This window comes from Paenibacillus sp. GM1FR, assembly GCF_002803315.1.
Lineage (GTDB): Bacteria > Bacillota > Bacilli > Paenibacillales > Paenibacillaceae > Paenibacillus > Paenibacillus amylolyticus.
Window position 1 is genome coordinate 77217 of sequence record NZ_MKZL01000044.1, and the last position, 23406, is coordinate 100622.

Annotated in this window: 18 protein-coding genes and 2 riboswitches; of the genes, 13 read left to right on the forward strand and 5 right to left on the reverse strand. The window is 47.1% G+C overall.

All coding sequences use genetic code 11. The annotated features are described in order from the left end of the window. The first annotated feature begins 93 nt into the window (after positions 1–93). The 8 genes from PAEAM_RS22860 to ptsP all read left to right on the forward strand — a co-directional run bounded on the left by PAEAM_RS22860 (position 94) and on the right by ptsP (position 9766). Positions 94–666, forward strand: coding sequence for an MSMEG_1061 family FMN-dependent PPOX-type flavoprotein (locus PAEAM_RS22860; protein WP_279303105.1), 573 nt, complete (start codon positions 94–96; stop codon positions 664–666). Between the two features lie 92 nt (positions 667–758). After that, positions 759–1922 carry an iron-containing alcohol dehydrogenase gene (locus PAEAM_RS22865; protein WP_100529081.1) on the forward strand — a complete coding sequence of 388 codons (1164 nt, stop codon included), beginning with the start codon at positions 759–761 and terminating at the stop codon, positions 1920–1922. A 277-nt stretch (positions 1923–2199) separates the two neighbouring features. Further along, positions 2200–2736, forward strand: coding sequence for an NfeD family membrane protein (locus PAEAM_RS22870; RefSeq protein ID WP_047844048.1), 537 nt, complete (start codon positions 2200–2202; stop codon positions 2734–2736). 63 nt (positions 2737–2799) lie between these two features. Then, complete coding sequence (locus tag PAEAM_RS22875; RefSeq protein WP_100529082.1) at positions 2800–4350, forward strand: flotillin family protein; 1551 nt, start codon at positions 2800–2802, stop codon at positions 4348–4350. A 165-nt stretch (positions 4351–4515) separates the two neighbouring features. Next, entirely contained in the window at positions 4516–5370 is an 855-nt protein-coding gene (glcT, locus tag PAEAM_RS22880) for a glucose PTS transporter transcription antiterminator GlcT (protein ID WP_036617005.1), read from the forward strand. Positions 5371–5656: 286 nt separating this feature from the next. Further along, positions 5657–7708, forward strand: a complete 2052-nt coding sequence (ptsG, locus tag PAEAM_RS22885) for a glucose-specific PTS transporter subunit IIBC (protein WP_036617007.1) — start codon at positions 5657–5659, stop codon at positions 7706–7708. 77 nt (positions 7709–7785) lie between these two features. Beyond that, positions 7786–8061 carry an HPr family phosphocarrier protein gene (locus tag PAEAM_RS22890; protein ID WP_036617010.1) on the forward strand — a complete coding sequence of 92 codons (276 nt, stop codon included), beginning with the start codon at positions 7786–7788 and terminating at the stop codon, positions 8059–8061. Then, positions 8054–9766 (forward strand): phosphoenolpyruvate--protein phosphotransferase, encoded by a 1713-nt coding sequence (gene ptsP, locus PAEAM_RS22895; RefSeq protein WP_047844045.1) that lies wholly within the window; start codon positions 8054–8056, stop codon positions 9764–9766. Before PAEAM_RS22890 ends, ptsP begins: the two co-directional genes overlap by 8 nt. Positions 9767–10003: 237 nt before the next feature. Here the strand turns inward: ptsP and gcvPB are convergent, their stop codons facing one another. The 3 genes from gcvPB to gcvT all read right to left on the reverse strand — a co-directional run bounded on the left by gcvPB (position 10004) and on the right by gcvT (position 14063). Beyond that, positions 10004–11494, reverse strand: a complete 1491-nt coding sequence (gene gcvPB / locus PAEAM_RS22900) for an aminomethyl-transferring glycine dehydrogenase subunit GcvPB (RefSeq protein ID WP_100529258.1) — start codon at positions 11492–11494, stop codon at positions 10004–10006. 80 nt (positions 11495–11574) lie between these two features. Further along, positions 11575–12930, reverse strand: coding sequence for an aminomethyl-transferring glycine dehydrogenase subunit GcvPA (gcvPA, locus tag PAEAM_RS22905; RefSeq protein ID WP_100529083.1), 1356 nt, complete (start codon positions 12928–12930; stop codon positions 11575–11577). Next, positions 12927–14063 carry a glycine cleavage system aminomethyltransferase GcvT gene (gcvT, locus tag PAEAM_RS22910; protein ID WP_100529084.1) on the reverse strand — a complete coding sequence of 379 codons (1137 nt, stop codon included), beginning with the start codon at positions 14061–14063 and terminating at the stop codon, positions 12927–12929. Before gcvT ends, gcvPA begins: the two co-directional genes overlap by 4 nt. Positions 14064–14280: 217 nt before the next feature. After that, positions 14281–14381, reverse strand: a riboswitch (glycine riboswitch). A gap of 3 nt (positions 14382–14384) precedes the next feature. Beyond that, positions 14385–14507, reverse strand: a riboswitch (glycine riboswitch). A gap of 343 nt (positions 14508–14850) precedes the next feature. On the opposite strand from gcvT, the gene gcvH reads away from it, so the two are divergent. From gcvH to PAEAM_RS22935, 5 genes are all read left to right on the forward strand, one after another. Then, positions 14851–15243 (forward strand): glycine cleavage system protein GcvH, encoded by a 393-nt coding sequence (gene gcvH, locus PAEAM_RS22915; RefSeq protein WP_100529085.1) that lies wholly within the window; start codon positions 14851–14853, stop codon positions 15241–15243. A 419-nt stretch (positions 15244–15662) separates the two neighbouring features. Beyond that, entirely contained in the window at positions 15663–17117 is a 1455-nt protein-coding gene (locus PAEAM_RS22920; protein ID WP_100529086.1) for a PTS mannitol transporter subunit IIBC, read from the forward strand. A gap of 38 nt (positions 17118–17155) precedes the next feature. Continuing rightward, the gene (locus PAEAM_RS22925) at positions 17156–19258 is read left to right on the forward strand and encodes a BglG family transcription antiterminator (RefSeq protein ID WP_100529087.1); all 2103 of its coding nucleotides are present in this window, start codon (positions 17156–17158) and stop codon (positions 19256–19258) included. Next, positions 19255–19689, forward strand: coding sequence for a PTS mannitol transporter subunit IIA (locus PAEAM_RS22930; protein WP_017686856.1), 435 nt, complete (start codon positions 19255–19257; stop codon positions 19687–19689). Before PAEAM_RS22925 ends, PAEAM_RS22930 begins: the two co-directional genes overlap by 4 nt. Then, complete coding sequence (locus tag PAEAM_RS22935) at positions 19686–20831, forward strand: mannitol-1-phosphate 5-dehydrogenase (RefSeq protein WP_100529088.1); 1146 nt, start codon at positions 19686–19688, stop codon at positions 20829–20831. The genes PAEAM_RS22930 and PAEAM_RS22935 overlap by 4 nt, the downstream gene beginning before the upstream one ends. 60 nt (positions 20832–20891) lie before the next feature. Here PAEAM_RS22935 and PAEAM_RS22940 read toward each other — a convergent pair whose 3' ends face one another. Together PAEAM_RS22940 and PAEAM_RS22945 are read right to left on the reverse strand one after the other, a co-directional pair. Then, a complete protein-coding gene (locus PAEAM_RS22940; protein ID WP_100529089.1) occupies positions 20892–21143 on the reverse strand; it encodes a cysteine-rich CWC family protein in 252 nt (83 codons plus the stop codon). 138 nt (positions 21144–21281) lie between these two features. Continuing rightward, on the reverse strand, positions 21282–23294 hold the full coding sequence (locus PAEAM_RS22945; RefSeq protein WP_100529090.1) for an endonuclease MutS2: 2013 nt from the start codon (positions 23292–23294) through the stop codon (positions 21282–21284). Between the last annotated feature and the right edge of the window lie 112 nt (positions 23295–23406).

Sequence of the window (23406 nt, forward strand, 5' to 3'; positions counted from 1 at the left end):
GGAATGGGCTTCTGGGCCAGTTATAATGGAGTGAAGTCCTAGAGTACCATGATGAATTGAGGAAATGGGGTTAATGATTTGGAAAAGAAGGCATTGAATATTCCATTGATTACAGATGCAGAGGAACTGCAAGGCATGGTGGGGGAACCGCATGAACATGTGCGTAACAAGGCAATCTCATTTGTGGATTCACATGTTCAGAACTTTATATCCATGTCACCATTATTTTTCCTCTCCACCTCCGATCGTGATGGAAAAAGTGATGTGTCACCTCGGGGTGATGGAGCAGGATTTGTGAAAGTCTATGATACATATCGGCTCGTTTATCCCGAACGCCCAGGCAATCGGCGGATAGACTCGTTGTTGAACATGTTGTCGAACCCTGGTATTGGTATGCTCTTTTTGATTCCGGGTATGAATGAAGTGCTGCGTATTAATGGCACAGCATCCATTACTAAGGATGAGGAATTCATCGCCAGTATGGGCTGGAGTGGTAAAACCATAGGTGCGGCTGTCATTGTAGATGTGGAAGAGTGTTTTATCCATTGTCCGCGGGCATTTAAACAGGCTGGATTATGGGCCTCAGAAACATGGGTAGATGCTGAGAATTTGCCTTCATCAAGCGAGATGTTTCGAGCTCATTTGGAGATTAACGGGTTGTTATAAAGTGAGTGACTATCGATTTGTTTTTCTATAAACAGGGTACTATAATTGGAGTTGCACAAAAATTCTAAACTCCATTGGAGGCGACAATAGATATGAGATCTTTCCAATTCTATAATCCAACCCGGCTGATTTTCGGCAAAGGACAACTGGAAGCATTAAAGACAGAAGTGCCGAAATACGGTAAACGGGTTCTGCTTGTATATGGTGGCGGCAGTATCAAACGCAGTGGTCTGTACGATCAAGTGATCGGTTTGCTTACGGAAGCTGGAGCAGAAGTGACTGAACTGGCAGGTGTGGAACCTAACCCACGTCTTTCTACGGTGCATAAAGGGGTAGACCTCTGTAAAACAAATAACATCGACCTGATTCTCGCTGTAGGTGGCGGCAGTGTACTGGACTGTTCCAAAGCTATCGCTGTAGGTGCCAAATATGATGGCGATATGTGGGATTTTGCTCAGCGCAAAGCCGTTGCACAGGACGCTCTTCCACTCGGTACCGTATTGACCATGGCGGCAACTGGTTCGGAGATGAACTCCGGTTCGGTTATTACGAATCAGGATACACAAGAAAAATTGGGCTGGGGTAGCGCATACTCATTCCCTGCATTCTCTATCCTGGATCCGGTGAATACATACACTGTTCCGCTGGACCAAACGGTATACGGCATGGTGGATATGATGTCCCACGTATTGGAGCATTACTTCCATCTGGATGCCAATACACCGGTTCAACTCGGCTTCTGTGAGACGATTCTGCGTACTGTCATGGAAGCAGCGCCACGTCTGGTTGAAGACCTGGAGAACTATGAACTGCGCGAAACAATTCTGTATTGCGGAACAATGGCACTGAATGGCGTACTGAATATGGGTCTCGCAGGAGATTGGGCAACACATAATATTGAACATGCGGTTTCCGCAGTGTATGATATCCCACACGGCGGTGGACTTGCAATCTTGTTCCCACACTGGATGAAACATAACCTGGACGTGAATGTGGATCGATTCAAACGTCTGGCAATTAATGTATTCGAAGTGAACCCTGAAGGCAAGTCGGACAGACAGATTGCTGAAGAAGGTATCGATGCGCTCAGCAAATTCTGGACATCCATTGGTGCACCTAACCGTTTGGCAGATTACGATATCGATGACAGCCAGATCGACGTAATGGCTGACAAAGCGATGCTGTTTGGCCCATTCGGTAATTTCAAGAAACTGCAACGGGAAGATGTTGTATCCATCTACAAGGCTTCTCTGTAATTCTATAATCACTGCAAAGTGAAAGGACACATTCTGTTGTCCAATAACCGCAAGTCTCCTTCATGGGGGCTTGCGGTTTTTTCGTGTATTCGGCTGTACACGTGAATAATGGAGGAACTTGAAGCAAGGCGAACAGAATGTCGTGATAATACCCATTATCGGGTTCAGAATACAATTGAGGAAAGATTTTGAAACATTTCCCCCCTTGCTACGTATTTATTTACATGTGGAATGCTCAGTTAGGATGAATTTGCGGCAGAGAGAGGAGGAACAGGGGATGGAAACAATTTATTGGGGGTGTCTAATCGGAGGGGCGATATTTGCGGTTGTCAGCCTTGTGCTGGGTGACTTGATTGATGGCTTGCTGGACGGAGCCTTCGAAATGCCAGGTCTTGATTTTTTCAAACCCGTTGTGTTAGCTGGTTCCATTACAACCTTCGGTGGGGCAGGTATTTTGCTGACACGTTATAGTTCATTAAGTGCGATGTCGGGTCTAATATTATCCCTGCTTATAGGTATTGCTGCAGCCATGCTGGTATTCTTCGCATATATCAAACCGATGCGTAACAGCGATGTCTCGATTGCATTTTCAATGAAAGAGTTATCTGGGAAAATTGGGGAAATTACCATTCCGGTGCCGGAAAAAGGTTTTGGCGAAGTAATGATTCGTTTTGCATCCGGTAGTACGATTCAAACGGCATCCAGTTTTGAACACCTCCCCATTGCGGCGGGAGCCCGTGTTGTTGTGGTGGATGTTGTAGATGGTGTACTGCGTGTGTCGGAATGGGATGAAAATGTACTTAAAGATTTATAAAGTATTCTTATCAACTAAGTAGATTAAGCACTCATCATGAATGAATAAGGGGAGAGATGTGGAATGGAAAATTTGAATTGGGATGTTTTGTTGATTCCTATAGTTGTAGTCGGTGTCATTCTAATTTTAGGTTTGGCTTTCTGGGCGAGATACAAAACGGTCGGACCGGATGAGGCGATGATCGTTACGGGATCATTCCTGGGTAGCAAAAATATCTCCGATGATGATTCTGGACGGAAAATTAAGATTGTTCGTGGTGGCGGTGCATTTATCCTGCCGATATTCCAGCAATCCGAGTTTATCTCCTTATTGTCCCACAAGCTGGATGTCTCCACACCTGAAGTGTACACGGAGCAAGGGGTTCCGGTTATTGCTGACGGTGTAGCTATTATCAAGGTTGGAGGCGCTGTAGAAGACGTTGCTACGGCAGCTGAGCAATTCATCGGTAAACCTGTAGAAGCGCTGAGAAGCGAAGCACAGGAGGTACTGGAGGGGCATTTGCGGGCCATCCTCGGTACAATGACGGTGGAAGAAGTATATCGGAACCGGGATCGGTTTGCGCAAGAGGTTCAAGGTGTAGCAGCTAGAGATCTGAAGAAAATGGGACTGCAAATTGTTTCATTTACCATCAAGGATGTTCGTGATAAACAGGGCTACTTGGATGCTCTCGGTAAACCGAGAATTGCTGCTGTGAAGCGTGATGCCGAGATAGCTGAAGCGGAAGCGATGCGTGATGCACGTATTCAGAAGGCCAATGCGGAAGAGCAGGGTCAAAAAGCAGAGTTGCTGCGTGATACCAATATCGCTGAGGCAGCCAAAGAGAAAGAACTGAAAGTAGCCACGTTTAAGCGGGATCAGGATACAGCCAAAGCGGAAGCCGACCAGGCGTACCATATCCATGAAGCTCGTGCGAGACAGACCGTGGTGGAAGAAGAAATGAAGGTTGAACTCGTTCGTAAAGAACGTGAGATCGATCTCCAAGAAAAAGAAATCGTCGTACGTGAGAAACAATACGATGCTGAAGTGAAGAAAAAGGCAGAAGCGGATCGTTATGCGGTAGAGCAGGCTGCCGAAGCGGATAAAGCCAAAAGAATGCGTGAAGCCGATGCAGTACAGTATTCCATCGAAACACATGCCAAAGCAACAGCTGAGCAGAAGCGACTTGAAGGTCAGGCCATGGCGGATGCGGAACTTGCCAAAGGTACAGCAGATGCAGAAGTTATTCGTTTGCGTGGTCTTGCAGAAGCAGAAGCAAAAGAAAAACTGGCCGAAGCGTTCCAGAAGTTTGGCGAAGCAGCTGTACTCGATATCATTGTCAAAATGCTGCCTGAACTGGCTGGCAAAATTGCAGAGCCAATTGCATCCATTGATAAACTGACGGTGGTAGATACAGGTAAAGGTGAAGGTGCAGCACGAGTGAGTAACTATGTTACCGAACTTATGGCGACCGCTCCAGAGATGCTCAAAAGTGTATCCGGCATCGATGTTGAGCAGCTGATTAAGGGCCTTACGAAGTCTAAAACACCTGCGCCAGTTGCCATTCAACAGAGCGAGGCTGTTACAACTCCTTCTATAATCGACAAGATTGTGGAAAGAGCTGGAGTTGACGAGTAAGAAGCACTTCGAATCTTGCATGGTTGCTCTATTGACCTTAAGGCGAATTTTTGTTACTTTTTAAGCGAGACGTCCGGCGCGGTTTGCCCGCTCCGGGTGTCTTTTCGTTCGTAACAGGGTGTGACTTAATCACACCTAAGATGGTGTGAAAAAGAGGTGCAAACAATGAGCAACTTGCATGTAGATAAAGCGCTAAATAATAATGTAATCATTGCACAGCATCCAGAACACGGGGAAGTCGTTGTTATTGGTAAAGGCATTGGCTTTAACCGAAAACCGAGTGATCACATTCCATTGATGGCTGTGGAGAAAATGTTTATTTTGAAAAACCAGCAGGAGCAAGAGCAGTACAAACAGCTTCTTCCACAGGTGGATGAAGCACTGATCGAGATTATTAACGAAGTTATTACGTATATTGCAGAGCGTACGGACGTTCCTCTGAATGAACATATCCATATTGCATTAACCGATCACATTTCTTTCGCGTTAAAACGCAAGGAGCAGGGCATTATCATACAAAATCCATTTTTATATGAAACCCGTGAGATTTATCCTGAAGAATATCGAATGGGAGAATACGCTGTTCGTCTGATCAAAGAGAAAATGGGTGTAGATCTGGGGATGGATGAAATTGGTTTTGTTGCCCTCCATATCTATAGCGCAATGACCAATCAAAATATATCCCAGGTACGTGAACATTCGCAATTGATCACTGATTTGGTGAACCTGGTGTCTGATCAACTCGATTATTCGTTTGAAACGGAATCGCTTGATTACTCTCGTTTGCTGACTCATCTTCGGTTCGCCCTTGAGCGTGTTCGCCGTGGAGACAAAGTGGAAGAGCTTCATAAGTTGGATTCCCTGCTTAAGTTGGAGTATCCCGAAATGTACTCGCTTGCATGGAAACTGACCAAAGTAATGGAGAAAAGACTGAAACTGCCGGTTTATCCTGCAGAGGTAGGTTATCTGACCATTCATCTGCAAAGGCTGAATCAGCGGAAGGAAGAAGAGAATAAGTGAGATCATTCCAGTGATGGAATGCGGAATTTATTTTTTTGGTGTAAAGGCTTGCAATAGATTAAAACTGGTGCTACAATGGTTTCCGTAATCAAGCAACTGAATAAACATAAGCGACGTGTTACTGACTCGATCAGGCATGAGTTAATTAAAGTGTGATTGTTCTTTCCTTGTACAGGGTATGCTATACCCCAAGGTTGGCACAGTTTACTTTATTAATTCATGCCTTTTTTGTGTTCCCTTGCTTGCATCACAACATATAAATTAGACGAAAGGGAGAAACGACGCGATGTTCAAAAAGCTTTTTGGTGTATTGCAAAGAGTAGGTAAAGCTCTCATGCTGCCTGTAGCCATTCTACCTGCGGCAGGTTTGCTGCTCGGAATTGGTAACATGCTGGTTAATCCAGATTTCTTGCAATATGTAACGGCGCTCGACACCCCTTGGGTGAACTCGATCGCAACAATTATGATGAACGCAGGTCAGATCGTATTTGATAATCTGGCATTGCTGTTCGCCGTCGGTGTAGCCGTCGGATTGGCCGGTGGCGAAGGCGTTGCAGGTCTTGCAGCGATCATCGGTTACCTGGTCATGAATGTTACATTAGGATCTGCGGTAGGTGTTACTCCGGCCATGATCGGTGAAGTACCGGGTTATGCCAGCATCTTGGGTATCCCAACATTAAGTACAGGCGTGTTCGGAGGTATTATCATAGGTATTGCCGCCGCGCTGTGTTACAATCGATTTTTCAAAATCGAACTGCCGTCTTACCTCGGTTTCTTTGCAGGTAAACGTTTCGTTCCGATTATCACATCGGTAGTATCCCTTGTAATCGGGTTGCTTCTTGTGATTATCTGGCCTCCGATTCAAAATGGACTGAATGCTGTATCTCACTTCATGGTAGATACAAGTCCGACCTTGTCGGCATTCATCTTCGGAGTTGTGGAACGGTCATTGATTCCGTTCGGTTTGCATCACATTTTCTACTCCCCATTCTGGTTTGAGTTTGGTGAGTATGTAAATAAAGCCGGAGATGTTATTCGTGGGGATCAGAAGATTTTCTTCAGCCAGTTACGTGATGGCGTTGCTCTCACAGCAGGAACATTCCAAGTTGGTAAATTCCCGTTCATGATGTTCGGTTTGCCAGCAGCGGCACTTGCGATGTACCATGAAGCAAGACCGGAGCACAAAAAGTATGTTGCAGGGATCATGGGTTCAGCTGCGCTGACCTCGTTCCTGACAGGGATTACAGAGCCACTTGAGTTCTCGTTCCTGTTTGTAGCACCAATCCTGTTTGCAGTACACTGTATCTTTGCAGGTTTGTCTTTCATGACCATGCAAATTCTGGGTGTCAAGATCGGTATGACCTTCTCCGGTGGGTTCATTGACTTCCTGATCTTCGGGATTATTCCGAACCGTACACCTTGGTGGGACGTTATTATTGTCGGATTGGTTCTTGCGGTGATCTATTACTTCGGTTTCCGGTTTATCATTCGCAAATTCAATCTCAAAACACCAGGACGTGAAGATGCAACGCCTGAAACCGAATCTGGCGGAGGCTCTGGTTCAACGGATGACCTGCCACATAACATTCTCGAAGCTTTTGGTGGCAAAGAGAATATCAAACATCTGGACGCTTGTATTACTCGTTTGCGGATTGAAGTTAATGAGAAATCCAATGTGAAAAAAGATCGTTTGAAACAATTGGGTGCATCTGGTGTACTTGAAGTGGGTAATAATGTTCAAGCCATCTTCGGAACACGTTCCGACACGATCAAATCTCAGATGCAGGATATTATTGCAGGACGAACTCCAGCACCAACGCCAGCAGCTGCCAAACCAACTCCTGAAGAGGAGAAGGCACAAGGTGAGCAGGGCGAGCGCATCGTTGCTGAGGATATCGTCATGCCAGTCAATGGTGAATTGCTGGACATTACAAACGTACCTGATCCGGTCTTTGCTGAGAAAATGACAGGTGATGGATTCGCAATTTTGCCACATGATGGTACGATAACTTCTCCTGTGTATGGTAAAGTGTTTAATGTATTTCCAAGCAAACATGCCGTGGGCATCATGTCCGATGGTGGTAAGGAAGTGCTTGTTCATATAGGTGTTAATACGGTGAAGCTGAAAGGTCAAGGCTTTAACGTACTGGTACAGGAAGGTGATCTGGTATCGGCAGGTCAGCCGATTATGGAAGTGGATCTGGAGTATGTCAAAGCAAATGCTCCTTCGATCATTTCACCAGTTATTTTCACTAACCTGCCAGAGGGCTCCACAGTAACTCTGAAGAAGAGTGGAGTGCTGAAAGTTGGCGAACAGCCAATCATTGAGATAAAATAAGAAGTGTTACGACGATGGCAAGCAAGTGTAAATATATGCAATGCCTAAACCAAACTACTGAAAGTGAGATGATTGTAATGCAACAAACATTCAGAATTACAGACGAAGATGGTATCCACGCACGTCCGGCGACAGCCCTGGTTAATACAGCAAACAAATTCAAAGGTGCAGAATCCTTTGCAGAAGCTAACGGTAAAAAAGTAACTTTGAAATCTATTCTGGGTGTTCTTTCCCTCGGATTGGAACAAGGCGACACCATCAGCATCATCGTTGAAGGCGAAGGCGAAGCTGAAGCTCTTCAAGCTTTGACTGACGTTATGGTTAACGAAGGGTTGGGCGAAATTAATGCTTAATGTCTCCGGGATCGCGGCTTCGGCGGGTATTGCTATCGCCAAGGCGTTTATCTTGGAGCATCCTGATTACTCTGTAGAAAAACGCCAAATTAACGACGTTGACGCAGAGATCGCGAAACTCGACTCAGCTCTGGGTAAATCCCAGGCTGAGCTTGAGGCGATCAAAGAGCGTACTTTACAAGAGCTTGGCGAGAAAAAAGCAGAGATTTTTGCTTCGCATTTGCTCATTTTGAATGACCCGGAACTGATTGATCCGGTTAAAGCTAGAATTGCGGATGACATGATCAATGCAGAATTTGCTTTGAACGAAACGGCATCGCAATTTATCTCCATGTTTGAGAACATGAAGAGTGCATACCTGCAGGAACGTGCAGCAGATATGCGTGACGTTACCAAACGTGTGCTAAATCACTTGCTTGGTATCGACTTCATGAGTCCGGCTGAGATCAATGAAGAAGTGATTGTGCTTGCGGAGGATCTAACACCTTCCGACACGGCTCAATTGAATCGCCAATTTGTTAAAGGTTTTGCAACTAACATTGGTGGACGTACTTCTCACTCGGCAATTATGGCTCGCTCTCTTGAGATTCCGGCTGTTGTTGGAACCAAGGACATCTTGGCTCAAGCGAAACAAGGCGATATGATTATTGTTGACGGTCTGGATGGTCACGTACTGGTTAACCCTACTGATGAAGTTATTGCTGAATACCGTGCCAAACAGGAACAGTATGATGCACAACGTGCAGAGTGGAGAAAACTTCGTGATGAGCCAACGGTAACAGTGGACAACGTTCATGTTGAACTTGCAGCCAATATCGGTACACCAAATGATGTAACGGGTGTTCTGGAAAACGGCGGCGAGGCTGTAGGCCTGTACCGTACCGAGTTCTTGTACATGGGCAGAGACAAGCTTCCTTCCGAAGACATTCAGTATAATGCTTACAAAGCGGTACTGGAAAAAATGGAAGGTAAACCTGTTGTTGTTCGTACACTCGACATCGGTGGAGACAAAGAGCTTCCATACCTGGATCTGCCAAAAGAAATGAATCCATTCCTCGGCTTCCGCGCAGTTCGTCTGTGTCTGGACCGTCTGGATATCTTCCGTACACAATTGCGTGCATTGCTGCGTGCAAGCGTACATGGAAACCTGCGTGTCATGTTCCCGATGATCGCAACACTCGGTGAATTCCGTGAAGCAAAAGCTGTCTTGCTCGAAGAGAAAGAGAAGCTGGTTGCTGAAGGTATTGCTGTTTCTGACAGCATTCAACTCGGAATCATGGTCGAAATTCCTTCGACTGCAGTTCTGGCGGATCAATTTGCCAAAGAAGTGGATTTCTTCAGTATCGGAACGAACGATCTGATTCAATACACGATGGCTGCTGACCGCATGAACGAACGAGTGGCTTATCTGTACCAGCCTTACAACCCAGCCATTTTGCGTTTGGTTAAAATGGTTATCGATGCAGCGCATCGTGAAGGCAAATGGGTTGGCATGTGTGGTGAGATGGCAGGAGACGAAACAGCAATTCCATTGCTGCTTGGTCTTGGATTGGATGAGTTCAGCATGAGCGCAACCTCCATTCTGCCAGCTCGTAGTCAGATCACCAAGCTGTCCCGTGCGGATATGCAGGAACTGGCTGCTAAAGCTCTGGATATGCAAACGGCTGAACAAGTTGTTGAATTGGTTCAAAGCATTCAAGCGTAATTTTGCCGGGGTTTCCTCCGGATTTGAGGTTTTTCTTTTTCCGATAATGAGCTGCATTGATGCAGCGATTTTGCCGGTATCCGCTGTTACAGCGGGTACTGGCTTTTTTTGTTGCTCGAACGTATAGGAATTAGAAGGGGAGTACGAGGAGAAAGGTCCTGTAATGTCTAGCCAAAAAAATGCTCTTACTGGTGTAGTTAACATCAGCAAGAGCATGATTAGTAATACACTTAGTGCTTAACTGCAAGCACAATTCAGTACAGGTTTGCGTGCCGCGGTTGTCTCATCAAGACGAGTAACCGGTGTTCCGTAAGGTGCGTTCAGGACCAATTCAGGTGTCTCTTCCGCTTCTTTGGCAATCCGTATCATCGTATCAATGAATCCATCCAACGTTTCTTTACTTTCGGTTTCTGTCGGCTCGATCATGATGCATTCCTCCACGTTGAGCGGGAAGTACACCGTAGGTGGGTGATATCCAAAATCAAGCAATCGTTTGGCAACGTCAAGTGTGCGTACACCATATTGCTTCAACCCCCGACCAGACATGACAAATTCATGTTTGCATACACCCGGATACGGAATCTCGTAGTAAGGTGCGAGACGGGCCATCATATAGTTAGCATTGAGTACCGCACATTCAGATACACGGCGCAATCCTTCCGGTCCATAGGTACGAATGTAGGCATAGGCACGTACCAATATACCGAAGTTACCGTAGTAGGCTTTCACCCGGCCAATGGATTGATCGCCTTCACGATCGAATGCATACATACCATCATCATTCTTGATCACCATTGGTTTAGGCAGGAATGGAATCAGGCGATTCTTCACACCAACTGGTCCGGCACCTGGTCCACCACCGCCATGAGGTGTACTCATCGTTTTGTGCAAGTTCAGATGCACCACGTCAAAGCCCATATCACCCGGACGTGTAATGCCCATAATGGCATTGGAGTTGGCTCCGTCGTAATACAACAAGCCACCAGCCTGGTGTACGATGGATGCAATCTCCTGAATGTCTTTCTCGAACAAACCAAGTGTATTCGGGTTGGTCAGCATCAATGCTGCCGTATCGGAACCAACGGCCGCACGGAGCGCGTCCAGATCGACCAGTCCGTCTGCACGGGACGGAATTGTCACAGTCTCAAATCCTGCAACGGTTGCACTTGCCGGGTTGGTACCATGAGAGGAATCAGGCACGATGACTTTGGTACGTTGTTCGCCACGACCTTCGTGGTAGGCACGAATCATCATAAGTCCAGTCCATTCTCCATGGGCACCAGCGGCTGGTTGCAAGGTCACAGCGTCCATACCTGTCAGACCTGCAAGGTCGTTTTGCAACGTATATAACAGTTCTAGTGCACCTTGAATGCTGGATTCGTGCTGGTACGGATGGATTTTGGCAAAACCGTTATAACGGGCAACATCCTCATTAATCTTTGGATTGTATTTCATCGTACAAGAGCCCAGTGGATAGAATCCGTTATCTACGCCGAAGTTGCGGCGGGACAGAGCGGTATAGTGTCGAATAACATCTACCTCAAACACTTCCGGCAGTGCCGCTGCTTCCGAACGGAGCATTTCCCGGGGAATCAACGTATCGGCAGACTGGCGAGGAACGTCACATTCTGGCAAGGAATAAGCGACACGTCCAGGGCTGCTGAGTTCAAAAATCAATGATTGTTCCGAAGCAGGAGATAAGGTCTGTGCGTTGAATTTTTCTAACACAGATTGAGCCGAAGTGGAGACAGCTGTACTCGCTTCCGATTGTCCTTGTACCGATGTTGTCGTTGTCGTCGTTTCCTGAGTCACAGCGATCCCTCCAATGCTCGTGCGAATTCGTCAATCTCTTCCTTAGTGCGCCGTTCTGTAACAGCAATCAGCATATGTCCGGCAAGCTCCGGATAATCACGTCCAAGTTCGTAGCCACCAATAAAGCCCGCATCCAGCAGTTTCAACTGAAGAGCATTCACGTCTGTTCCTTCAGGAAGTTTAATCACGAATTCATTAAATGTTGGTGCATTAAAAGTAAGGCTAACTCCAGGAATTGCAGTTAATGTATTCAGGGTGTAATGACTCTTTTGCAAATTCAGATCCGCGACATCGATCATACCCAGTTTACCCATGATGGACATATACACAGATGCGCTGAGTGCAAGCAAAGCTTGGTTGGAACAGATGTTGGATGTCGCCTTTTCGCGGCGGATATGCTGTTCACGTGCTTGCAGTGTGAGTACAAAACCACGCTTGCCGTTGCGATCCGTGGTCTGGCCTACGATTCGGCCAGGAATTCGGCGCATATGAGGCTGGGATACAGCGAAATATCCGCATGTTGGACCGCCGAGTGAAGCGGCGATGCCGAGGGGCTGCGCATCACCTACAACGATGTCGGCACCCAGCTTGCCTGGGGCTTCCAGCAGACCCAGCGATAGCGGGTTGGCACTTACAACGAGCAGGCCCTTGTGCGCATGCACGAGGTCGGCAGCCTGCTTCACATTTTCCACGGCACCAAAGAAGTTCGGACTCTGGATCATGACAGCAGCGGTATCGTCGGATATGGCTGCTTGCAGGGCATCCCAATCAGTGACGCCATCCTTATAACCAATCTCGACAATCTCCAGACGGAGTCCGTGCGCATATGCCTGCAATACCTGACGGGCTTCCGGATGAACGGTACGGGATACGATAAGCTGTTTGCGACGTGTTGCTGCTGCGGCGAGATTACCGGCTTCCGCAAAAGCTGTTGCGCCGTCATACATGCTGGCATTGGCTACAGCCATACCGGTTAATTCACAGATGTAGGATTGAAATTCGAAAATGGCCTGTAGTTCACCTTGGCTGATCTCAGGCTGATAAGGTGTGTAGGCAGTGTAAAACTCGGAACGGGAAATGACATGATTGATGACGGAAGGAACATGATGATCATATATGCCTGCGCCGAGGAAGCTGGCGTGTGTTTCAAAATTGGCGTTGGCGCCGGCTTGTTTGGACATGTGACGTGTCAGCGCATATTCATCAAGTTTGGAGGATACGGGCAGCTCGCCCTGATAACGGATCTCCTGCGGAATGTCCTGAAACAGATCCTCCAGCGTATCCACACCGATGGTTGCGAGCATGGCGCTCTGATCTTGCTCAGTCATGGGAATATAACGGTGCTTGCTCATGCTTGATCAGCTCCTTGAGTAGGTGTCTTCGACGTACGTGTCCGTTTATGAAAAGGGGTCTTCGCGACCTCGGCTTTTAGTTTCTTGCCGCGGATCTCAATCTCAAGCGGGGTTCCCAGCGCAGCGTATTTGCTGTCGATGAGGGCAAGCCCCAGATTACGCTTCAATGTAGGTGATTGCGTGCCTGTTGTCACTTCACCAATCTGTACGCCTTCGGCGTAAATCGGATAGTGGGGGCGGGGAATACCGCGCTCCAACACTTCGATGCCGACCAGTTTGCGGGCGGGCCCGTTAGTTTTTTGCTGTAACAAGGCTTCGTGTCCTATAAAAGGTCCGGCATTCAGCTTCACAAACATGCCAACGCCAGCTTCGAGTGGAGAGATAGTTGCCGACAATTCCTGTCCATACAGAGGGAGCTTTGCTTCAAAGCGCAGTGTATCCCGAGCACCGAGGCCTGTCGGTACAAGTCCGTGACCTTCACCGGCTTGCATTAATCCATTCCAGACCACAGCAGCCTGGTCCGCAGGAACATATAGTTCAAAGCCATCTTCACCGGTATATCCGGTACGGGACAACAGTAATTTTACTCCACATACTTCAGCATCCTGCACAAAACGAAACGGTTCAATCGAGCTTACATCCGTATCTGTAACTTTCCCGATAATGTCTACAGCCAGTGGACCTTGCAAGGCGAGCAGCGCCGTTTGCTCCGAATCGTTGGTCATACTTACGCCGGGGATCAAGTGCTCTTGCAGCCACGCCCAATCCTTGTCGATGTTGGAGGCGTTAACCACAAGCATATAATGCTGATCTTCCAGCTTATACACGAGCAGATCATCCACCACACCGCCATTTGGATAACACATCAGGGTGTACTGGGCTTGACCGGGAACCAGCGTGGTCACATCATTGGTCATCATTTGTTGCAAAAAAACTTCAGCCTGCTCACCCTGTACTGTGAATTCGCCCATATGGGATACATCGAACAGTCCCGCGCGCTCGCGTACTGCTTCATGTTCTTTCTGGATTCCGCTAAATTGTACCGGAAGCTCCCAGCCTCCAAAATCAATGCACCGTACGCCTTCGTATTGCTGATACAGTGGGAAGAGTGGTGTTCTAAGCAAATCGGACATCAAATCACCTCGTCATGGGCCGTCAGCCGGCCGGATATACAATCGTGGATCAATGAACCAGGGTGTTTTTAAATTTTCAGCTAGATATTTTCATCACATAAGTATGGTAAGGGCAGCTATGGCAGCGCCGTTCTACATCCTGTTTTTCGTTTTTTGGGAAAAAGGAAAAGGACAGGCCAAAGAATCGGCATGCCAAGTAGCACGCTGTATTCTAAGGCTCTGTCCCTTGTACCTGAGAGTTACCCCGCTGCGTTGCGCAGCAGGTTTCCCCTTGGGTGATCATAACGCCCGCACAGGGCGAATAGATGCTCTCCAGAGTTGCGTCCCGTAAAAGTCCTTTTGCCTGAGAGATTCACCCCCGCTTATCGGTGGTTTACTCCTTCGGCGTTACCTCATGTACATCCCGAATCGGGTGTCACGGGTAATCTCTCCCTTTACATTCATCCGCGGGTATAACATAGTCCAATAAACACATTTACTCCTCTCATTAAAACGTGAATCCACTACTGATGTCAAGAACGATATCATAGATAATTATTTAAAACCGAATATTTAATTTAGTTTTTATTTTATTGTTCGTGTATTTAAAAAGACTACGCTTACTATTCTAATATTCACCAGTATATGAAGAAAGAGTGTAATCCGGTTACAGGATTTAGAGGTGTTCAGCAAATAAATTGTGAGGTATCTTGACATTTGATTCAAAAATGTCATACGCTATGTTCTGGGAAAAAGGTTAAGGTCAAAGAACGCATGTACTCATTAATGAAAAGCGAGGCGGATATCGATGAGCGAATTGAAAAGTGATTTCCTGTACAGTGAAGAGCACGAATGGGTGCAAACCGTAGGGGAGGATACTGTACGTATTGGCATTACCGAGTTCGCGCAGCATCAGCTGGGTGACATTGTGTTTGTGGAATTGCCTGACCTTGAAACCAATGTAAAAGCAGAGGACATCATTGGAACGATCGAATCGGTCAAAACGGTTTCGGACTTGTTCTCTCCCGTCACAGGTTCAATTACTGCAGTCAATGATTCGTTGCAGGACTCCCCTGAACTTGTGAACAGCTCTCCTTACGAGGAAGGCTGGATGATTGAGATCCGTGTTGAGGGAGATCTGACAGCAGCATTGTCTACATTGATGAATGCAGACGCGTATCGGAAACATACGGAAGAATAGTATCAACGAACTTGTACTTATTAACATATATTTTATAATTAAATGATATGAGCTTCATATTGTTTCGACCTGTGTGAGCCGGATGCTTGCACAGGTTTTTTGTGCTTTCCAAGAATGGTTTTGAATGTGGATTGAAGCAGATTGTGGATGTAAATCACCTGATTGGACCAAGCTATAGTTTAGAAAATGATTCTGGAAATGACAAAAGTCATAGGCAAGAAAATCCTTGTGTACCAATGGGTTCAGCCATTATGCATCAAGTAAAACGATTACATAACCTAATGTTGTCATCATTGTTCATGACGAAAGTACGCTTTCATTTCATTGAACAGGAGAGCATTCTCGCTTAGGATTACAGCAGGGGAGAAATGATACCCCTTTCATAAATCATAATCACTTGATCCAAGGAGGATAATACAATGAGTAATTTGGACCAATCGTCCAATTCCAAAGGTGGGCTACGGGTTGGTGTTCAGCGTTTTGGCCGATTCCTGAGTGGTATGGTCATGCCAAATATGGGAGCGTTCATCGCCTGGGGATTAATTACGGCTCTGTTCATTCCAACAGGCTGGTTCCCTAACGAGACACTTGCACAGCTAGTTGATCCGATGATCAAATATTTGCTGCCACTGTTAATTGGTTACACCGGGGGTACGATGGTGCATGGTCAGCGTGGTGGTGTCGTGGGTGCCATTATGACCATCGGGGTCATCGTGGGTAGTGATATTCCGATGTTCCTCGGTGCCATGATTGCCGGACCACTGGCAGCATGGATTATCAAAAAGTTCGATAAATCCATTGAAGGTAAAATTAGAGCCGGATTTGAAATGCTGGTTAACAACTTCTCAGCTGGTATTATTGGCGGGATCTTGGGGATTTTTGCGCTACTGGGCATCGGGCCTGCTGTAGAAGCGATTAGCAAAGTATTATCTGCCGGTGTACAGGGCTTAATGAATCTTGGTTTGCTGCCGCTGGTCAACCTAATCATTGAACCAGGTAAAGTATTGTTCCTGAACAATGCAATCAACCACGGGATTCTTACACCAATTGCAACAGATCAAGCGAGAGAATTAGGGAAATCCGTATTATACATGCTTGAATCAAACCCGGGTCCGGGACTTGGTATCTTACTTGCTTACTGTTTCTTCGGACGCGGAATGGCCAAATCTTCTGCACCGGGTGCCGTAATCATTCATTTCTTCGGGGGAATTCATGAGATCTACTTCCCTTACATTCTGATGAGACCGATTCTGATTCTTGCTGCAATTGCGGGTGGCGTCGCAGGTACATTAACATTCATGCTCACCGGAGCAGGACTTGTTTCAGCACCATCACCGGGTAGTATTATCGCGTATTTCTTCTTAACACCAAAAGGTGGATACCTGCCGATGTTCGCAGGGGTGCTTGTAGCAGCCGTCGTTTCTTTCCTGGTTGCAGCAGTTTTGCTGAAAACGGGTAAACAAAAGGACGAAGATCTAGAGTCCGCATCCAGTCGGATGAAAGACATGAAGAGTCAAGGAACCGTGCCAAACGCTGGTATTACGGCTAATCAACGTGAAGCAGACAGAGCCGCAGATATGGCTTCTTCTACCGTCAAAACAGACGTGAAGAAAATTGTCTTCTCCTGTGATGCAGGCATGGGGTCAAGTGCCATGGGTGCTTCCATTCTACGCAAGAAGATGAAGGCAGAGGGGATTGACGTTACGGTGACCAATACGGCTATCAGTGATATCCCGCCGGATGCAGACGTGGTGATCACACAACAAGTATTGACCGATCGTGCCCGCTCCGTTGCGCCGAACGCAGAACATATATCCATCGACAACTTCCTAAAAAGCCCGGAATACGATGCGCTCGTTGAACGTCTGAAGTAATTGCACGCATTTGTTTTCCCTGAGCCGGAGGCTGAGATATGAGTATTACCAAAAGACAACGTGAAATCGTGGAGTTCCTGCTGGAGCATCCACATGAAGTCACTGCCGGCGAAATCGCCGTTGAAGTAAAGGTCAGTACCCGAACGGTTCACCGGGAGCTGCAAATGATTGAACAATGGCTTGAACCTTTGGGCATGAAGCTGGAAAAAAAATCAGGAACCGGTATCCGAATCGATGCCAGTTCCGATGATCTGGCTGTATTGCGCCAGCAACTAGAGGGTAAAGAATATGTAGAGTTTACGCCAGAAGAGCGTAAGCTCTTCATGCTTTGCATCCTGCTGGATGAACCGGAGCCTGTAAAGTTACTCGCCTTGGCTTCGGATCTGAAAGTGACCGTATCAACCGTAACCACTGATCTGGACGATCTGGAGTCACGGATTCGTCAGGCGGGACTAAAGCTGGTTCGCAGACGTGGATATGGCGTCAAGATTAAAGGAAGTGAGACGATTCATCGCACAGCCATAGCTGCACTTGCTCTCGAATTTTTGGATGAATCCGACCTGTTCGGAAGACAACCTGAACAAGGGGGCTCCATCGTAAACCAAAAATTGTTGGATATGATTGGACATGGTGATGTACTTACGGTCGAAAATGCGTTATGGCAACCAGATATCGAATGGCTGGAGAACATCCCGGAACGCCAATACATGAAGTTGCTGATTCAATTATCCGTAGCGGTTGTACGTATTCGTAAAGGCTTTGGCATTGGCCGTATACCTCCCCTGGAGAACAAGGGAGATGAAGTCGCAGAGCAGGATGAGATGAAGGTTCCACCTTATATGGCTTCCCGCTTGTGTGGTGTGTTATCGACCCAGCTGGGGCTGACATTCTCCCAAGATGAGCAAGCTTATTTTCACAGACTATTAGTTGAGACAGAGCAGCGGATTCATTCTTCGCGGCTGTTGCCAATAGACGATTTGATTTTACTGGACAGGGTACATTCACTGATTGATCAGATGCAGGCGAGAACGCATTACGCCTTTCATGAGGATCGTTTGCTTCGTGAAGGTCTGCTTGGTCATATGCAACCTGTCATGGAGCGAATTGAAGGACAACAGATGATTCGTAATCCGCTACTGCAGCAGATTCGTAAGGATTATGATTCACTTTTTGAAGATGTCAAAAAATCTGTAGGGCAAGCTTGGCCAGGCACAGACGTTCCGGATGAGGAAATTGGTTTCTTGGTCATGCATTTTGGGGCTTCCATCGAGAGGTTACGTGCATTGAAACGGGAGATCAGGGCGATCATCGTGTGTACAAGCGGAATTGGATCATCACGTATGCTCTCCAGCCGACTGTCCAAGGAGATTCCCGAGATTCGGATCATGGACAGCGTGTCCTGGTATGAAGCTGCCCGGATGCCTACAGATCAATATGATCTGGTGTTATCCACTGTTGATCTGCCGATGGATGAGCATCAGTATTACAAAGTGAGTCCACTGCTTACGGCAGAAGAGAGCGAACGTCTGCGTCATTTTATCCGAACAACAACATTACAACGACAGCATAATAAACCCCGTGAAGCAGAGGTTCAGACGACAAGTCGTTACTCCGACCCGGATGGACTGGAAGCTATTTTAGTTGAAATCGTCCGAATTATTGGCAAGTTTCAGGTGTATCCGCTGGATAACCAAGATATCGGTTTCTATAAAACCGTATATGCGATGTGCAACGTACTCCATGGATCTGGTGTGCTGAAGGAACCGGGGGAGATCGCAAAACGGTTGGAGGCACGTGAAGCAGTGGGGAGTCAGAAGATTCCCGGTACAAGACTTGCGCTGTTTCATACACGCAGTGAGGGAATCTACAGGCCGTCCATTAGCTTGTTTCAGCTCACTGAGCCACTCCTCTGTACGCCGGATGATCCCGCAGGAGTTACCCATGTCCTCTTGATGCTTGGTCCCCGAGAATTATCCAAGGAAAGCCTGGAGGTTCTCAGTGAGATCAGCGCCCTGTTATTACAGGAAGAAATGATTACATTGCTGGAAAAGGGAATCAGGGATGAACTCATTCATTACCTGTCCCAGGAACTGGTAGGATTTTATCGCAGTAAAACCGAAATTGGAGGTCAACCATTATGAGTATGTTAACAACAGATAAAGTCATCATGAATGCGACGGCTCAGGACAAATACGAAGCGATTCGCATGGCAGGGCAGATTTTGAAGGATGCGGGACATATTACCGCTGATTACATTGAGAAGATGATTGAACGTGAAGAGATTGTCTCGACCTATGTAGGGAACGGTCTGGCTATTCCGCATGGTACAAAGGAGTCCAAAGCTTTCATTTTATCCACAGGTATCTCTGTCATTCAGTATCCACAGGGTGTTGATTTTGGCGAAGAAAAAGCTTATATGGTCATTGGTATCGCGGCTCAAGGCGGGGAACATATGGAGATCTTGACTAGCATCGCGGTGATCTGTGCTGAGGATGAGAATATGGAGGCCCTGCGTCTGGCGAAAACAGCCGAAGAAGTTATTGCTATTCTGGAAAGTGAAATGGAGCTATGAAGGCCTTACACTTTGGCGCAGGTAACATTGGACGCGGGTTTATCGGATTGATTCTCTCCCGTGCAGGGTATGAGGTGATTTTCTCTGACGTGAATCAAACCTTGGTAACAGCTCTCCAGCAACAGGGGCAGTATACGGTAGAACTGGCTAACGAGAGCAAGGATCAGGAGACTGTCACAGGTGTAAATGCAATCGATGGAACCCAGCTGGAGACGGTTGCCCAAACCGTGGTGGAAGCGGATCTGATTACAACCGCAGTGGGTGTAGGAGTACTAAAGCATATTGCACCAGGCATTGCGAAAGGACTTGAGAAAAGACTGAATTTAGGTCCTGCTCAAAACCCGCTTCACATTATTGCTTGTGAGAACGCAATTGGAGCCAGTACGCAATTGAAAGAACATGTATATGCTTTGCTCAATGAAGACGTACGTTCCCTTGCAGATCAGTTTGTCTATTTTCCAGACTCGGCCGTAGACCGGATTGTGCCTATTCAGCATCATGAAGATCCTCTACATGTACAGGTGGAGCCTTTTTACGAGTGGGTGGTGGATCGTTCCCAGATGGCTCCTGCATTCAAACCGGTTGAAGGCATCGTATATGTCGATGATCTGGAGCCGTATATCGAACGGAAGCTGTTCACTGTTAATACAGGACACTGCGTTGCAGCATATATCGGTAATGTGCACGGGTATGACACGATTCAGAAGGCTGTTGCCGACGAGAAGGTGAAATCGATTGTATACGGTGCTTTGCAGGAAACTGGAAAAGTTCTAGTGAAGCGTTTTGCATTCAACCCGGAAGAACATGAGCAGTATATTTTCAAAATATTGGGGCGGTTTGTCAACCCGTACCTTACCGATGAGGTTACTCGTGTTGGTCGTTCCCCGCTGCGCAAGTTGTCTCCAAATGATCGTCTGGTTCGTCCGGCCCTTCAGGCCTATGCGGATGGAAGCGAAACAACTTATCTGGCTATGGGCATGGCAGCAGCCTGCAAGTTCGATGTCTCCGATGATCCGGAAGCAGTTGAACTACAGGACATGATCCGCGAGAAGGGGATTACAGCTGCCCTCCACCATTATACGTCCATGGATGAGCAACATCCGGTGCTTGAACAGGCTGTTGCCCAGTATAACCAAATGTAAGAGTAGTGTTAGCCAGCTAATAGTATAGATGATGCATAATGAAGAAGAGCCATACAGTCGTTAACTGTGTGGCTCTTCTTTTGGTTGGTGTTTATCGGCATAGTCATCCAAACAGCGTTGACATATGCACGATTTTCGGCGCTGCTCTGCCGGAATGCGGTCAAATACACCTTCGGGGAAAGTAGCCCGGTTACACCAGCATTCCAAATGGGGATGTCCTGCGGCATAGGAACATCGATTAGCTTCCCCGCATAATGGGCAGACAAGAACATCGATATGGATGTGCTCTTGATCGTCTTGTTCTGCAGACATTCAGTTCTTCCCTCCCTGTGCAATAGCTACGAGCTGAAGTTAAACATACTGGTCCCAGTATAACAGAAATGTGCCGGTGATTATGGATTTACTCTGTATATATGACTTCCAGTTCACCACATCTGTTTCTCCCATCGGCTATTCTTCAGGCGGTAATTCGATCTTTAGGCCTTCCACATGTTTGCGTCCCATCAATTTACGGTTCTTACGATTTTCCTTTGTTTCCAGCACAATGTCCAAATCATAATCGTCACCTGGATAAAGCTCATTGGCAGATATATGCAGAGTCAGGCGTTTCTTATGGATTTTGACTTTGCGTCCTCGCAGCATGACCCCGATATTTCCACGGCTATCCTCCACATCACAGACGATGCCCGACTGATTGAGATAGGCCGCATACACCCGATCCCCTTTGCGAAAATTTTTGGCAGGAGCAGGGGTATCTGACTCTCTGGGTGTTGTTTTTTTGTGGAGACCGATTGAATCCTTTGACTGTTTCGACTGCTTTGACTGATTCCACTTGGATAACTCTGCTGGGCTGACTGATTCTGTACCAGAACGAGCAGGCGTCAGGGCCTTAGTTTCCGAAGGAGGTGACGTGAATCCTAATGTACGATCTCTTGAAATACTTTGATCTGACAGGGACTTGGATCGCTCGATAATTCGCTGTGGCATGCCCAGCTTTAATGCGATGGAATAGGCGTAACTTTCACCAGCTTCTCCGATACGCAATCGATAAAGTGGCTGGAGAGATACGGTATCAAATTCCATACGGGCATTTTCGAATCCTGGTGTGGCAGCTGCAAAATGTTTGATTTCACCAAAATGTGTTGTCGCCACAACGGTTGCTCCGCGGCTGTGAAGTTCCTCCAGCATGGCGATGGACAGTCCAACACCTTCACCGGGATCTGTGCCGGAAGCCATCTCATCAATGAGCACCAGAGTTGACGTATTGGCCTGTTCCAGTATGCCAATCATATTGCGAATATGTGCAGAGAATGTACTGAGCGCTTGTTCCATACTCTGTCCGTCACCAATATCAACCGCTACCTCGTTATAAACGGCCATCTCGCCACCTTCTTCCACCGGAATAAGCAAACCGGATTGCATCATCAGGGTTAGCAAACCTAGCGTTTTGAGTGCGACCGTTTTACCCCCGGTATTCGGGCCAGTAATAATGAGCGACGAATACGTTCTGCCGATTGCAAAATCAAGTGGAACCATGGAAGAACCCATGAATGGATGACGTGCACGTTGAAGGCTGATTTGGCCCTGAGTATTGACTCGAACGGTACGCCCATCCATGGTGGCCGCATATTTGGCTTTGGCAAACAGGAAGTCCAATACACCTACCGTTTCGGTGTTGAGGGCGATTTCACGGTTATACGATTCGGCCAGGGAGGTTAAATCACCGAGAATTCTCATCTCCTCTCGGGACTCCTCGGCTTGTAGAGCAGCCAATTCCATCTGCAGACTTACTAATTCAACGGGTTCAATATACACGGTTTGCCCGCTCCCCGATTCATCCAGCACACTGCCTTTCACCTGTTTGCGAAACTCTTTCTTAATGGGCAGCACCATTCTTCCTCCCCGTTGGCTGATGACATGTTCCTGCATAATGGAGCGATGTTTACTCACCAGAGAATCAAGTTTTCGTTTCATGCGTTCCGCATTCACCGTTATTTTTTTACGAATACGAATCAGTTCCTTGCTCGCCTGATCCTGAATGCTTCCACTATGGATGCAACGCTCGATCTCACTCAGCAAAGGTTCGATTAGAATCATGGATGCTGCATAACGACTGACAGTGGGAGCGGCCCCGGATTTGCCCTCCATGTATTTCATAAGTTGTGCACAGCTCCGCAGGAACTGAGCGAGATGACTGAAGTCGCGTTCACTGAATAGATAACCGGTGCCAAGCAGATCCATAATGGTTTCCATTCCGTCGAGTGAAGGGAGGGGGATACTGGCCCCGAAGCGAATCAATGCAGCAGCTTCTGCTGTTTCTTCCAGGCGAATCTCGATCAGGTGAGCATCTACCATCGGTTTTAGTTCTCTCGCATAACGTTTGCCCAGATAAGACAGGGCGCAGTCTGCAACATTTTTTTGAATTTGTGGATAGCCCAAACTGTTTAATGTGTTCTCATTCATGCGTAATCTCTCCTTGAATTTGAATTGGGATTTCAGTTGACGCGCTGAAACATATTCCTGGAAAACGCAAAAAGGGCGGAGAATGAACAAACGTCATTCTCCGCCCTAAACG

Coding starts and splice junctions, on each gene's coding strand:
- PAEAM_RS22890 (WP_036617010.1), top strand. CDS start 7,786: ATGCAACAAACATTCAGAATTACAGACGAAGATGGTATCCACGCACGT.
- ptsP (WP_047844045.1), top strand. CDS start 8,054: ATGCTTAATGTCTCCGGGATCGCGGCTTCGGCGGGTATTGCTATCGCC.
- PAEAM_RS22935 (WP_100529088.1), top strand. CDS start 19,686: ATGAAGGCCTTACACTTTGGCGCAGGTAACATTGGACGCGGGTTTATC.
- gcvT (WP_100529084.1), bottom strand. CDS start 14,063: ATGTCCGATTTGCTTAGAACACCACTCTTCCCACTGTATCAGCAATAC.
- PAEAM_RS22930 (WP_017686856.1), top strand. CDS start 19,255: ATGAGTATGTTAACAACAGATAAAGTCATCATGAATGCGACGGCTCAG.
- PAEAM_RS22925 (WP_100529087.1), top strand. CDS start 17,156: ATGAGTATTACCAAAAGACAACGTGAAATCGTGGAGTTCCTGCTGGAG.
- PAEAM_RS22870 (WP_047844048.1), top strand. CDS start 2,200: ATGGAAACAATTTATTGGGGGTGTCTAATCGGAGGGGCGATATTTGCG.
- PAEAM_RS22920 (WP_100529086.1), top strand. CDS start 15,663: ATGAGTAATTTGGACCAATCGTCCAATTCCAAAGGTGGGCTACGGGTT.
- ptsG (WP_036617007.1), top strand. CDS start 5,657: ATGTTCAAAAAGCTTTTTGGTGTATTGCAAAGAGTAGGTAAAGCTCTC.
- PAEAM_RS22865 (WP_100529081.1), top strand. CDS start 759: ATGAGATCTTTCCAATTCTATAATCCAACCCGGCTGATTTTCGGCAAA.
- PAEAM_RS22945 (WP_100529090.1), bottom strand. CDS start 23,294: ATGAATGAGAACACATTAAACAGTTTGGGCTATCCACAAATTCAAAAA.
- gcvPA (WP_100529083.1), bottom strand. CDS start 12,930: ATGAGCAAGCACCGTTATATTCCCATGACTGAGCAAGATCAGAGCGCC.
- PAEAM_RS22875 (WP_100529082.1), top strand. CDS start 2,800: ATGGAAAATTTGAATTGGGATGTTTTGTTGATTCCTATAGTTGTAGTC.
- glcT (WP_036617005.1), top strand. CDS start 4,516: ATGAGCAACTTGCATGTAGATAAAGCGCTAAATAATAATGTAATCATT.
- PAEAM_RS22940 (WP_100529089.1), bottom strand. CDS start 21,143: ATGTCTGCAGAACAAGACGATCAAGAGCACATCCATATCGATGTTCTT.
- gcvH (WP_100529085.1), top strand. CDS start 14,851: ATGAGCGAATTGAAAAGTGATTTCCTGTACAGTGAAGAGCACGAATGG.